This window comes from Chryseobacterium geocarposphaerae (assembly GCF_002797535.1).
GTDB lineage: Bacteria > Bacteroidota > Bacteroidia > Flavobacteriales > Weeksellaceae > Chryseobacterium > Chryseobacterium geocarposphaerae.
Genome location: NZ_PGFD01000001.1, coordinates 1,493,584 through 1,507,712, shown reverse-complemented (window position 1 = coordinate 1,507,712; position 14,129 = coordinate 1,493,584). Strand labels below are relative to the sequence as shown.

Annotated in this window: 12 protein-coding genes; 5 read left to right on the top strand and 7 right to left on the bottom strand. The window is 31.1% G+C overall.

Annotation, left to right across the window (positions count from 1 at the left end; genetic code table 11):
* Window positions 1–58: 58 nt before the first annotated feature.
* Window positions 59–1,195, bottom strand: coding sequence for a helix-turn-helix domain-containing protein (locus CLV73_RS06680; RefSeq protein WP_100376065.1), 1,137 nt, complete (start codon window positions 1,193–1,195; stop codon window positions 59–61).
* A gap of 2,045 nt (window positions 1,196–3,240) precedes the next feature.
* Between CLV73_RS06680 and CLV73_RS06670 the strand changes: the two genes are divergently transcribed.
* Window positions 3,241–3,870: a sensor histidine kinase gene (locus CLV73_RS06670; RefSeq protein ID WP_228424265.1), complete on the top strand. Its 630-nt coding sequence runs from the start codon at window positions 3,241–3,243 to the stop codon at window positions 3,868–3,870.
* Window positions 3,867–4,514 carry a response regulator transcription factor gene (locus tag CLV73_RS06665; RefSeq protein ID WP_317044606.1) on the top strand — a complete coding sequence of 216 codons (648 nt, stop codon included), beginning with the start codon at window positions 3,867–3,869 and terminating at the stop codon, window positions 4,512–4,514. Before CLV73_RS06670 ends, CLV73_RS06665 begins: the two co-directional genes overlap by 4 nt.
* 444 nt (window positions 4,515–4,958) lie before the next feature.
* Here CLV73_RS06665 and CLV73_RS06655 read toward each other — a convergent pair whose 3' ends face one another.
* A complete protein-coding gene (locus CLV73_RS06655; protein ID WP_100376062.1) occupies window positions 4,959–5,540 on the bottom strand; it encodes a Crp/Fnr family transcriptional regulator in 582 nt (193 codons plus the stop codon).
* 654 nt (window positions 5,541–6,194) lie between these two features.
* Window positions 6,195–6,482 carry a MerR family transcriptional regulator gene (locus tag CLV73_RS06645; RefSeq protein ID WP_100376060.1) on the bottom strand — a complete coding sequence of 96 codons (288 nt, stop codon included), beginning with the start codon at window positions 6,480–6,482 and terminating at the stop codon, window positions 6,195–6,197.
* Window positions 6,483–6,803: 321 nt separating this feature from the next.
* On the opposite strand from CLV73_RS06645, the gene CLV73_RS06640 reads away from it, so the two are divergent.
* From CLV73_RS06640 to CLV73_RS06635, 3 genes are all read left to right on the top strand, one after another.
* Complete coding sequence (locus CLV73_RS06640) at window positions 6,804–7,763, top strand: hypothetical protein (RefSeq protein ID WP_100376059.1); 960 nt, start codon at window positions 6,804–6,806, stop codon at window positions 7,761–7,763.
* 349 nt (window positions 7,764–8,112) lie between these two features.
* Window positions 8,113–8,292: an Arm DNA-binding domain-containing protein gene (locus CLV73_RS19195; RefSeq protein ID WP_317044605.1), complete on the top strand. Its 180-nt coding sequence runs from the start codon at window positions 8,113–8,115 to the stop codon at window positions 8,290–8,292.
* A gap of 33 nt (window positions 8,293–8,325) precedes the next feature.
* A complete protein-coding gene (locus CLV73_RS06635; RefSeq protein WP_317044604.1) occupies window positions 8,326–9,330 on the top strand; it encodes a site-specific integrase in 1,005 nt (334 codons plus the stop codon).
* A 154-nt stretch (window positions 9,331–9,484) separates the two neighbouring features.
* Here the strand turns inward: CLV73_RS06635 and CLV73_RS06630 are convergent, their stop codons facing one another.
* The 4 genes from CLV73_RS06630 to CLV73_RS06615 all read right to left on the bottom strand — a co-directional run bounded on the left by CLV73_RS06630 (window position 9,485) and on the right by CLV73_RS06615 (window position 14,124).
* Window positions 9,485–10,438 carry a hypothetical protein gene (locus CLV73_RS06630; RefSeq protein WP_157798740.1) on the bottom strand — a complete coding sequence of 318 codons (954 nt, stop codon included), beginning with the start codon at window positions 10,436–10,438 and terminating at the stop codon, window positions 9,485–9,487.
* Window positions 10,431–12,323, bottom strand: a complete 1,893-nt coding sequence (locus CLV73_RS06625; protein WP_100376057.1) for an AAA family ATPase — start codon at window positions 12,321–12,323, stop codon at window positions 10,431–10,433. The genes CLV73_RS06630 and CLV73_RS06625 overlap by 8 nt, the downstream gene beginning before the upstream one ends.
* Before the next feature lie 144 nt (window positions 12,324–12,467).
* Window positions 12,468–13,289 carry a hypothetical protein gene (locus tag CLV73_RS06620; protein WP_100376056.1) on the bottom strand — a complete coding sequence of 274 codons (822 nt, stop codon included), beginning with the start codon at window positions 13,287–13,289 and terminating at the stop codon, window positions 12,468–12,470.
* A 34-nt stretch (window positions 13,290–13,323) separates the two neighbouring features.
* Window positions 13,324–14,124, bottom strand: coding sequence for a DUF2971 domain-containing protein (locus CLV73_RS06615; RefSeq protein WP_157798739.1), 801 nt, complete (start codon window positions 14,122–14,124; stop codon window positions 13,324–13,326).
* Between the last annotated feature and the right edge of the window lie 5 nt (window positions 14,125–14,129).

Genomic DNA, 14,129 nt, shown 5'->3' with positions numbered 1-14,129 from the left:
GCATTAATACGCGACCGATTAAAAAAAATCGAACTCATTTTTTTGAAAATAATTTATTTTACAAAGCTTGTTTTCTAAAATCAGTTGGTGTTTTTCCTGTGTATTTTTTAAAAGAAGTATTAAATGAAGATTTGGAATTAAAGCCAACTTGATACAAAATTTCCAAAACCGTCAGTTCTTTTTGAGAGGGATCTTTAAGGATTTGCATTGCTTTTTCAATTCTATATTCATTAACAAAATCAAAGAAATGTTTATCCATATACAAGTTGATCAGAGTAGACAAATCTTTGACAGGCATTTTTACCTGCTCCGACAGATCCTGAATCGTTAATGAAGAATCCAAATAAGGTTCTTTTTCCACCATGAAGCTTTTTAAAAGTTCAATTTCCTTATTTTTTTCATCAACGATTACGGTGCTGGTTTTTCGTTTCGGAACAGCTTCTGTAATTGGTTTTAGGTCTGAATTTACTCCTCGGAAAAACTCAGGATTGTTTAACGCAACAAACAGATACCAACAGGTACAAAATAAAAATGCAAAACCATCAAGCGTTACGATCCAGGCTCGAATTTCGCCCGGACCCAATATAAAAGTAACCAGCCATCTTATAAGGACTATAAAATGTATGACATAATATAGAATTGTTATTCTGTAAAGTGCGTGAAGTGCAGAAATATTTGGGTTGGTATAATTCTCAAGATAGACCGTTTTGGATTTTCTAATCACAAGAAATGAAGCAATAAAATACACCTGAAATAGAAATTCGAACAGAAAGTAAAAAAACTGCGTTATAGGCATCTCAGAGATACCATTTATAAAGTGTATTTTTGAGACTCTGTCTACTGAATAAATTCCCCACATCAAGTACAAATTATAAGCAACAAAAGGAATTAGGTGTACTAAATGTTTTGGTTTTAATCGGAAGTTTGTATAACAAACGGACAACACATAAAGATAAAATGATGCCGGAGCCAGATAGACAATGCTCCAACGAAACGCCTCGAGGTTGATATGATTTATTGGAAAATCTCGCGTCAAAAATTTGACCGCATCTACAGCATTGGTAAAAAGAAAGAAAGCAAGAAGCCAGTTTGAAAGTCTGTGCTTAGATTTTACGGTAATCAAAAACAGGGCAAGCAAAAGTACCATGAAAATCCCAATAGTGGAAACGAGATGCAGAAAGTTAAACTTGTCCATTGTTTTTAATAGAAATACAAATTTAATTCTTATCAGATTAAAATATTTGATGTTTTATTGTATTTTTTTAACATGAGACCGTATAATAGGATATTTAACTTTCAATATTCTGATTTGTCCCATTGTGAGTATACATTCGGAAAGGAAGTAGTGCTATTGGTTTTTTGGTAATCAAGACGAGCGTATCTTCAAACACTTTTATAGATGACCTGGTTCGATTAAGTCAAATCAAAAATGAATTATATCCCTCAATTTTATCAAACAAATTCTCGTAGCTTTTGTTTAATACAATTTAATTTTCAAAACTGTTAGCATCCAATATTGGATGGAATAGTAAGTTTTTAATTGGCTGTTTCAGTCTTGTACCCATGACCGAAGAAATATTGAAACATTGGGGTGCAAGATTTGGAAAGAATTTTAGAAATTAATAATCGTTTTTATAATGAAAGGTATTAATGTATAAACTAGTTAAAACAGTAACATATACAGCAACAGTACTCTAAGTAAAACAAAAAGTTTTATATGAGCCCTCAACACTTTCTGGTGTTGAGGGCTTTTCTATTTAAATCATATGAATAAGCCGTGTAGTTATTTTACTACATGAACTTCCATGTTCCACTACAAAGAAACTTTTTTTACCGCTGTAGATTTGTAATATCAAAAGAGGACAATTACACAAGAATAAAAATTAAAAATAATATTATCATGAAAAAACAAATCGTAATCGCAGTCTTAACTTTCGGAGCCACCATACTAGGAACTAGCAATGTTCAGGCTCAGAAGACACATACCCAAGCAGTAACTTATACAGCAACAGCTTTATAATTACTGAGTTTTAATAAAATTATTTATTTTTTAAACCAGATATATTATGGAAAAAAATGAAAGTATAGTAACAGAGTGCTTCAAATGTGGAACACGTTATAAGAACTATTTTAAAGCATCACCCTGCTGTAAATCAATTATTTTGAAAGTAGATGAAAATGGAAGCCGTACAAGTATAACTTTTCTCAGCTCATTATCATTATCACGTTCAGAATTTATTAAAGTAAATAGATAATAGTATATAAAGCATATCTGCTGGGATTAAATAGTATCAAAGGTTAATTTATTTGTTAGTAAGCTGTTGGCCTAAAAAGATCTGCAGCTTCCACATCGGGAATTAGGATGTTAGCAAAATTTATTTCCTGACTGAAAAGTAAATATTTTTCATATTAATATTTTGTGATTTGGTGTTTCAAAGGTTTCCTATAGGAGGCCTTTGATTTTATATGTATTGATACCAATATGGAGAAAATTCAAAATCTTAATACATCACACTAAAAATTCTTTTATCCAAAACTCCTCAAAAAATACTCTTAAACGGAACACCGATTTTGGATCTGGAATTGAACGTACGATACACCATACCAGCTGCGGGAGCCCAAAGTTTGGTTGGAAAGGAAAATACCACTTACTCTATTAATGTTTATTATAGCTTTACCGAAATTTAACAATACTTTTAAAGTTTTAGTATAGATAATATAATCTAAAATCAATCATAGGAGTAGAATTATACATAGACCTAATTGATCAGGAAAAAATATTTCCGTGTTTTTAATTTATCAGTTTGTATTGCTACCAGTTAACTAACATACCGTCGTATTGTAAGTACGGCTAAGAATATGCCTATCTTTTTGTTCCAGTACTTAGTTTTTTCTCAGAAGTATGCTCAGATGTCATCACTTTCTATAGGATAATCAGAGCCGTTCGTCTCTTGGGATCAAATCAAAAAATAGTTTTGGAAAAGACAATCGAATTACCTATTATTGCATTGATGGCATTAAATCATCTTTATGAGAAAAAAATGTCTCCGAACATGAATATCAGGGATTTTATTAACCTTAATAACCATACTTTAAAAAATAGTAGTTGGTTTTTTAAGCATTAATACTACATTTATGGGTAATTTTGTCAACGAACTGCAATCAAAAATCGAAAGACTGGAAAACGAAATCAATTTCAAAAACGGGCTGATCTCGATATTATCTCATGACTCAAAAGAAATGTTTGGAACATTTTTCTTGCTTATAGAAGAGCTAGAGCAAAAGAACATAAGTGAGGAAGATTTTTTTAAATTGTTGCCCCAGATAAAAAGGGATGCCCAAAAGAATCTGCAAACTGTTCAGGACAGTGTTACCTGGCTAAAAACACAGTACGGGGAATTTAAGATTAAACCCGTTAAAATTATGGTGACGGATCTTTTTCACTATTTAGAAGAAAGATATGCAGCTAAATTAAAAGAAAAAAATATTAATTTTTATTTTAAAGGAGAGCACAATGCATTTCTTGCGGGCGATCGAGTGTTACTCGAATATGTTTTAGACAAAATATTTAACAATGCAGTAAAATACTCTCTGCCTGGACAAGATATATATTTACAAGCCATCACGAAAGATGATAACGTGGTACTTTCGGTGATTGATTTCGGAACGGGAATGAATGAAAAATATTTATCTGAGATTTACACTTATAACATTCCTATATTCCTGGGAACTGCCGGTGAGAAAGGAGTTGGGTTAAGTTTGAAAATTGTAAAAAATTTTATATCCTTGCTGCATGGAGACATCCAAATCATTTCCGCTGAAAATAAAGGCACTACGGTTTCCCTATTTTTACGTAAATTTATAGAATGATGGGTTCAAAAGTAAACGTTCGTATTGCTGTAGCAGATGATCATGGTATCGTCCGGATGGGTTTGATACAAACAATCAAACGACTCATGCCGAATGCCATAATTTTTGAAGTAGAGGATTATAAATCGTTGTACAAACTCATTCTGAAAGAAGAATTGGATCTGGCCATTATGGACGTTAATATGCCTAATGGTGCTGTTCAGGACGCAATAGATTATATAAAAATTCACCGACCTGAACTAAAAATTCTAATATTTTCTTCACAGGATGAAGAACTGTATGGGATACGCTACCTAAAAATGGGTGCTGGTGGCTATCTAAGCAAACAAAGCTCTGCTGAAGTAATTGAAACTGCTCTAACTGCGATGTTCAGTAAGGGTCGATATGTTAGTGATAGTATAAAAGAAGCTATTTTTTTAGAATCACTAACTGGTGCTGCCGGAAATTCTCCCTTTGAAGCACTATCAGACCGCGAATTGCAAATTGCTAATAAAATTGCGGAAGGTCTTCCTCTTAAAGAAATTTCTAATCAATTGAATCTCCATTCATCTACGATCAGTACTTATAAAAACAGATTGTTTGAAAAGCTGAAAATACGATCCATACCCGAATTGGTAGAGATTCTTAGGCTGTATAATCAGTAGGGATTCTATCAAAAAAATTGATTGTGATTCGATCATATTTATGCACTATGCTGCTTTTTTTTCACCTTTCTGGTTTTTCCTACAGTAACGAAATGAGTTCTAAGTGATGATCCATTGGCATTCGAAACTGGAATTTTTCGAAGTCGTGATGAACATTTGATATATAGCTTCCAAAACATCTGGCTTGTTTGAAATCAAGAATAAAAAAATACCTCCAATTTAAATTAAATTGGAAAGGAGAGAGGATGGGCTGCTCCTACCGGAGCTTATGTTATTGGCGATCCAGAAGAAGTTGCAGAAAAGATTTTACGACATAGTGAGGCGCTAGGCGGTATATCAAGATTTACATTTCAGATGGATAATCCCGGACTGATTAAAGATGATATACTTAGGGCCATTGAATTAATCGGGACGAAGGTAATCCCTATTGTCAATAAAGCCTGATTATTTTTTGACCGCCCGGGATCGAATTCTGCTCAGCGTTTCCTGCGTAATGCCTAAATATGATGCAATCAGGTGCTGTGGAAATCGCTGCGAAAATTCAGGGTAGCTATCAATGAGTATATTATATCGTTCTTCTGCTGTCATACTTATAGCAGCATTGATTCTTTTCTGAGTGGCGAAAGAATAGTTTTGGTCCAAATGACGGGTAAGTTCATTCATGATAGGAAGTGTGAATACTTCTTCTCCGGCTTGTTTTGTTAAGACCAATAAATCGGTATCTTCACATGCCTCAATATTGAAGGAAGAGGGTGATAGTTTTGAAAAACTTTCACGATCACCTACCCACCAGCCTTCAATATAAAGACTTATGATATGTTCGGTACCTTTAGTATCTGTACTGTATTTTTTCATGGAACCCTTAGCAAGAAATCCCATATAAGTACTTACATCTCCTTCATGCAAAAAAAATTCCCGTCTTTTGAGTTTATAAGGAACAAAATTATTTTTTATAATGTTAATTTCATTAGCTGCTAAAGGTCTTGAGACCCGTGAATTGATGTATTCAATTAAAGTGTCGTACATTAGTTGTTATTTTACCTGATGTAAATATAAATATACTGAAAGTTATCATTACAATCAAGATTGTTAAGAATAATCTATATTAGGAAATTGATTATTATTGTAATTTCTGATAATGAAAGAAATATTGGGAATACCGTCTGAATTACTGAAATAAAGAACAGTCTTACATTTCTTTTTTGTTCTTGATTTAGGAAATAAATATTGGATAATTCAAAATAGAAAATTTACAGAATAGTATATAATAGTATATTTAAAAATGGCGCCACTTGTCTTAAAGTGGCGCCATTTGGCTTTTTGTGTGAACTTGACAGTATTATCTTCGAACCAATTTCTTGCTGATATTGATCGAATTTTAAATGTATTTAATAGATAATTTTGAAGTTCAAGAAATCAATAGTACTTTGATAACCTGGATGGTATGATGGTGTATATTTTATATATCCAAAATTTTGAAGATCCTTAAAATATTTATGGTATGTAGGAATTGATTTTATATGTGATTGATACATTAATTTGCTTCTACTAACGAATATAGTTTCATTATCATTTTGGATATAAGCAATTTTTACTATTGCTAATAGTAATGAAATATGCCAAACATTGAGTCTTTGATCTGCTGTAATTTGAATTAAAAAATAGAGCCAATTAATTGTATTATCCTTTTTCATTTTCAAATAGTTTTTTTAAATCATCGATATTGTAGTAATATGAACCTAAGACTTTTTTAAATTTGATCTTTCCTGTTACTCTAAGATTTTGAAGTGTACCCGGAGAAATATTCATAAAATCCCGTATAGACTTACTTCTTACCCATTCTGGGTCCATACTCTTAGGTGTATATTCCAGATGTTGTATTTTTTCATCTAATATTCTTTCTATATCAAGCAATAGTTCGATTTTAAATTCCAGTAAATCTTCTTTTGTTAGTAGTGATATTTCCATTTTTAATATTTCCATTAAATATATGGTATATTTATCTATTTGCTTGATTAATAGTTGTTTAATTGGTTTTTAAAGTGTGAATAAAATTTCATATATAATGAATTTGGAATATAAAATTTGCTGAAACAAAATGCTTTAAAATAATATAACCTAACTAAATAGGAAACCAAAGGAAAAACAAGGATATAAATTCCTTTCGATTAAGAATTGAAAGTCAAATAAGATAAATTCACTACAAATTAAAGAATATATGTATGAATCTTCATAAAAATATTCTTTAACACAATATAAATATTTGTTTAACATTATTAAATTTCGACTATGACTATTAAGTATTATTTAAATTTGGACAATAATGAAAATCTATATTGTCAACTTGTTGATGAAGAAATGAAAGTAAGCTTTAACATGCAATATCGTGTTGATCCCAGTATATGGAATTGTAAGGACCAAAAAATAAGTGATTCGGATATTCATTTTTTTACCTTAAAAAACTTTGAAGCATATCTTTTCAAAAGGTATTATGACTTGATAAAGTTAGGAAGAGAGGGAATTTTAGAAGCTTTAAAAGAAGAGTCTTTGGACCTATTAAAAGATTCAGGAATTGACAGTATTTCAAGGAATATCTTTGATATGTATGGACGTAAATTCGGATTAGATAGTTATGATGAGTATTTACAAGCATTTGAAAAATTTACAGGGCTAGAACAGAAAGATTATAAAGTTAAAATTATAGATTATGCACTACATTTTCATACTAAAGATGAAATCTATGAAATGGACACCTATCTTGGAAGATCAGTTTTGCTGAAGGAAATTATTAAAAACAAAAGATATTTAGATATAGTAGAGCTGACTGATGCAGATATGTGGAGTGAAATATATGATGAAAATATTGGTAAGCATAAATTCCTTTCTAAGATGTCTGATGAATTTGAGATTTGTCTTAATTATAATTTTAAGCAAACAGGAGTATTCATAGGATCAAATGAGAATATTGAGACTAGAAAGGATGAGATACGAAAAATGTTCCAAAAGTTTGTTGATGAATCCAATAAAGATGTTAATTGGATTGATTTAGCTTGGGAAATAAGTGAAGATATTCTATTTCCTTTAGCGGTAATTACGATGACAAGTATATTTGATTTACACATTTGTTGCCAAGAATATTGTGAATTGAATTTCTATAATAAGCATGAAGAATGGGAGACTATTTTTCTAGATTGTGGACTCGAAGAAGATGATAATAGTAAAGCATTTCATATTAGACTTTATAGATAAAGTACATTCAATGGCTTATTCATTAAAATACCTTTATATAGGTGGTTTAGCAGGTCTGTAGGGGAGGTCCGGGGGTTCGAATCCCTCACTCTCCGCCAGTTGGGAAACCAAAATAAGCTAAAACGCTGTAAACATCGATGTTTACAGCGTTTTTTGTTTTACGCTTTTATCAAAAAAAATCAAAATAGGTCACGATTTATATGTCCTATTTCGTGTCCCATTCAAAAAATTACAAAAATGGGTCACGAAAAATCAATGAAAACCCGACCAATAGGCTATCTAACGATTGTACATCTTGCAAAAAGTGGTAACAAAAAGTAAATTATTAAACCATTAAAGTTATCACACAATGAACAAAACATTCAACCTGTTATTCTTTATCAAAAAGAATAAGATCAGAACAAATGGAACCGCTCCCATCTACTTACGAATTACGATAGACGGCAAGGCAGCAGACATTGCCGCTAAAAGGTATATCGATCCGAAGAAGTGGGATGTTAAAGCACACAAGGCATTGGGTAATTCGTAAGAAGCTAAAACACTGAATCTCTATCTTAAAACTTTGGAACAGAAAGTTTACGATTTCCACTACCTGATGTTGAAAGAAGAAAACTTTGTAACCGCAGAGAGTTTAAAATCTAAACTACTTGGAACTGACATTGATCAAAGAATGCTCATTCCCATCTTTCAGGAGCATAATGACAAAGTGGAAGCTTTGGTCGGTCAGGATTTTGCTCCCGGTACATTAGAACGTTATAAAACATCTTTAAAGCATACCCAGGAATTCATTAGTTGGAAATACAAAGTTTCTGATATTGATATCACGCAAATCGATCACGGTTTTATCAGTGATTATGATTTCTGGCTGCGCAGTGTAAGAAAATGTGGAAATAATACCGCTGTGAAATACCTCAAAAATTTCAAAAAGATTATGCGATTATGTATGGCGAACGGCTGGATTACCAAAGATCCTTTTCTTGGTTACAAAGCAAAAATAAAAGCTGTGGAGCGTCCTTATCTTACCAAAGAAGAGATTCAGATGATCTATGAAAAGAAATTTGCATCTGACCGATTGAACAAAGTTCGTGACATCTTTCTATTCAGCTGCTATACAGGTCTGGCTTATGTGGATGTCAAGCAATTGTCTAAGTCTAACATCAACGTCGGGATTGATGGTGACCAGTGGATTTTTACCCATCGTCAAAAGACCGATACCTCAACCAGAGTTCCGCTATTGCCTGTGGCTCAGGAAGTGGTTTTAAAGTATGAGAATCATCCACAATGTGTCAACGCAGATGTGCTTTTTCCGGTTCTGAGCAATCAGAAAATGAATTCTTATCTCAAAGAAATTGCAAGCGTTTGTGGAATCAATAAGGATCTGACGTTTCATATTGCAAGGCATACATTTGCTACTACTGTTACCTTGTCCAATGGCGTTCCTATTGAAAGTGTGAGTAAAATGCTGGGTCATACGAATATTAAAACTACTCAGCATTATGCAAAGATTCTGGATAAGAAAGTGAGCGATGATATGGCGGTTTTGAGGGATAGTCTTAAAACTAAATAATAGGGATATTAGTGTTGAATTTAGTCAATACTAATTTGATTATAACTGTCAGATTAAGTATTGACTAATTCAGATTAATAAACTAATTCGTACATTTTCATTCGTATTTATCATCCACCAGCCACCTACTTCCGTTTAATTTTAAATTTAAGATTTATTGCGTTGACCTTTTAATGAGTCCTAATGATAATCCAATATCCTGATACAGCTTGGATAAAGGTCTTTTATGAATATCATCTTCCTCAGAATAATTGCCTAAAATCATACGATCAATTTCAGAATTATTAAATTTTAGACCAGCATAGGACTTTAAATATGTTCGATACTTGTCAGAGTAAGAAACCTTACTTTTAATGATCAGTTCAAGTAAATGGTCAGAATGTTGTTGGTAAAGTTGATCTAACTTTAAAATTTTAGTATTGCCATCTATTTTACGACGCATCAAAAGTTCAACACTGTTTTTATCCATTAAGGGATTTAAAAAATTAATATGCTTTATTTTGTAAGTGAATTCAAAATCTTCATTTTCGATCAAATATGGATTGATCATATCATGTAAAATGGGACAATTACCTTCTTTTGCACCAAATCCATTGCACGTTTGACAGGATGGGATAAGATTGTAGAATGTAAGTGCTAAAAATGGATATAGATTTGTAGGATAAAAATGATCTATTTGCGGTTTTATTTTTCCTACTCTTGATAAATAATATATATATGATCTATTACAGTAAGGACATGTATCAACATTAATCCGCTTAATAAATTCTAATTTATCAAAATCATCGTGATTATATCCGTGTACGACGAAAACATTTCTAAGTAGTAAATTTTCATCAGAATTTGGATTTATAAAATTGGGGTAATTAATTGATATTCCTCTTATTAAAGAAGTTAAATCTTCCGGTTGAGTTAAAATTAAATTTTCTAACTTGTCTCCAATAAGGAGATTTTCTAAAAAGTTTTTAACATCATTTGTTAGGGCTATAACTTTATCTCTTCCAATTGATCCCTTACTTATTACTGAATTAATACGCTTCCTAATTAATGACGAAGCAATTACCATATGCTCTTGTGCACCGTTAGTATTTTTCTTTAATTTAACCATTTTCCAGTCTTTTAATTTCTTCTCTAAGCTCTGATATTTTAAGTTCTTTGTCAAATTTTAGATAAAACATTTCCTCGATCTTCTGCTTTAAAAATGGCTCACCTATAATTTGAATCTCATTCCAAATAGAATTTTTATCAAGTTTGCTTTTCTTTTTATTATCACTATCAATTAAAATGTCGATAATTCCTTGTATTCTATTCTTCGCATATTCCCCCACAAATCCATTTCGAAGAAAAAAACTATTACCTAACAATTCGTGAATATTTCCACCGAAAGTTTTTGTATTTCTAGGAGTTTGATCAGCAGCTCCTAAATTTGACAAAAACAATATATTCTCGTTAGGGATATCTGATAAAATAAAAGGAGAGTGAGTAATCAAAAGAATATTGATGGAATTGATTTCATTTAGATTAATTTTCTTGACGTTTTCAATAATGTCATTTATTAAGTTTCTCTGTAGCTCAGGATGAAAATAAAGCTCTAGCTCGTCAAAAATTACGTTTACATTATTGTACTTGTTATTTACAATCTTCGCATTTGTTGAGCTTAAGTTATTAATATGATATATTAATGTTGCAAGACTGTAAACTCGTTGCTTCTCACCAGAACTTAGGTGGCTAAATGAATCAGAATCTTTAAATTCAATATCAACCTTGAAAAATGCTGGTGGAAGAATATCTATCAGTTTTTGATCTTTTGTTTTGATTTGCTTATCAAGTTGAGTTGATAGATATGCAACTGTAAGATCAAAAGATTCTTTACGATCAAAATATAATTCATTTCTTAAGAAATTTATGGCTTGAATTAATTTTAAAGTGACATGGCTATTTTCTTCGGATAACATTCTCAGATAGTCATTTGCTTGTCCAATATTATCAGTAAAAGATCTAAAAAGTTTTTTATAAGGTTGATATTTAGAACAAATGCTTTGTAACTTGTAAAGAATATATTCTTTAGCATATCTGTTGAGCAAAGTATTTTTAGGTTCAAAATTTTCATCTTTCAAAAAATATTTATAAACCAACGGCAAAATAGTTTTGCCAATTGTTTCAGTAATAGGAAATATTGGTTTAGAGTTTTCATACTGAAATTTGTCTCGATTTATTTCCACTCTGAGACGATATGCTGTTTTACTATCTAAAATATTTCGCAGAGTTTCTTCAGGTTTGACTCTTGAATCTATCCTTCCTAAAATATTAGAGATCAGCCGGGATTTGACCAGATACTCTTCATTATTAATATCAATTATCCCTTTGTGTCGATATGGATTTAAAACAATAGGTGTTTGGTATCCATCATTTTTATGAAATATTTTTCGGACCCAATTACCTAAAACTTCTGAATTTAGAGAATGAAGCGAATAATTAATTGCGACGGTATAAAAAAAGCTATCTAATTTAAATTTGTCTTTTGATATCATGAAGATATTATCTTGTAAAACATAGTTTCTAATCTTATTTCCAATCATATTTATCATGTAAACATTATTGTTCAATTGATAAAAAATTTCAATATTAATATCTTTTACAATATCATCAGCCCCCAATAGTCTTTGATCTTCTTCGTCGTATAGAACATGATTTATAACTGATATGTTATAACAGGACACATAGAATAATTCTACTAAACTACTTTTGCCCGAGCCATTCTGTCCTACAATTGCACTAATATTCAGCTTAATTTCTTTTTTTAGGCCGTTCGTAAACGAATATAAATCAGGAGAGTGTATTTTTTTTATGCTAATTTCACGCCTTTTCGTATTGTATCTTGAAAAGTCATATTCGTTATAAAAAACATAAGTTTCATTTTCATGTAGAATCTTTTTATAATTTTTGTCACAACCTTCTAAAGGTCGTAGGGCTATTAGTTTAAATTCGTTCATTGTTTAATGAGTTGGTTTAACGATTCATAAAGTTTGTAAAATTAAAAGTATTAATTAGAGTGTGCAGAGCTTTACATTTAACCGTAAATGGCTAAATTTTGAAACATAGCTTGTAATCAATGGAATATTATCAAATTGTATGGATTATAATTTACCCTTAATAAGATCATTATATATTTCCAAACCATAGATCCCATTTAATTTCAGTGATGTTATATTTTTCAGCGGTTGGTCGGAAGCTGTAATCCCAAATGGAGTATATTTAAATTTAGTTTCGCCTGAAATAAAATTATCAACTTCAAAAAAATCATAGAATGGGATCAATCGAGGATTAATACTATTTAATATCTTTAAATGATCTCTACCTGCTTTGATATTTAGCTGCTGCATAACTTCTGGAGAAATTATATCTGATAACTGCATATCAGAAATACTTGCCTCCTTCTGTAAAATTATGTCTGGAATATATTTTTCTTCATTCATTTTGTAAGGCTGTTGATGAATTGTTAAGTCGACTATTTTGAACGGAGGTGCTACAACCCATACATGACCTGCTTTAAATTGTCCGTAATATACAGACCAAAAGTACTTTTTACTGATATTTGAATCAGGAGGAAATTCAATAGTAACACTTCCTTTAGTTATGTAATTCCAAACATTTTCTAAATCCAAAATTCTACTCAAAACCAGCGACAAATCAATACATGCACCTTGTCGACCATCCCTAATTAATTCTTTGTGAAGTATTTTAGAAATTTTAAAAATCTTTTCTTCAGATTCTTGTAGATAATCAGGACTAAAAGACTTTTTGAGTACAAAAGCAGCATAATATTCTAAAAAATTGGGTATCATTTGCTCTAACCTAGTAAAATTCAAGTCGTCATAAAATCCAGGACTAGCTGTAGAGATTCCGTACATTTCAAAAAAATCCTCTAAGTCCTCGTAGTCATCGTTTAACTCTATCATAATATATTATTTTCTTAGTTGATAAATTTTACATTTACAAAATGCGATTCCTTGCAAGTTTAAATTTAAATGGAACTTTTTCCGTTTGAAAAACTTTTATATTCAGATGGTCAGCAAGTTTTAAAATATCAGCTTTATCTGTTTCTGGTATTTTAATTCCAAGGTTTATTTCTTCTACAAACTCAAATGGAACTTTTACAGTTCTATCGGCCTCGGTTGGAGGTTTGGGAAAAAATAATTTTGAAAGTCTATATTCCTCTTCATATGCCCATTCTAGTGACTTGTAATGTGTCTGCTGAAAAGATGATTCAATAGTGTGCCTTGCAAATGCATCGATATGGGGATACTCGTCAGAATATATAACTGGTCCACCTTTTCCAAATAGTCCTGAGTTTCTCATTTTGGACTCATTGTAGCCAATATTAAAGCCTTTATGAAAATCAGCATAATGAGACCACATTAAAATAGAATCCCATCTTCCTGATAGAGATAAAACACCATAACTTTTATTAACTGCTTCAGCATTTAATTTTTCATATTCTTTTTGATACTCGTCTAAATTTTGAAGTCTTTTTATTTGAAAGTCTCTTTCCTTCGCTAAATCATAACCCCTACTTAAAAGATATTGTTTATGTTTAATCATTCCTTCATCAACGTATCTTTCAATTTTTTCTGGAGTGCCCAGCGTTAAGAAATTTTGTACAATACCGAAATCAAATGGATCGTTAAAATGCATCGGTGATGATAAATACACTTCACCATCAGTTAATATTTTTTTGTGAAATTTATTATTCCAGTCTCTATATTTATAGATTATAGGAGGATAATTATCCATATTCA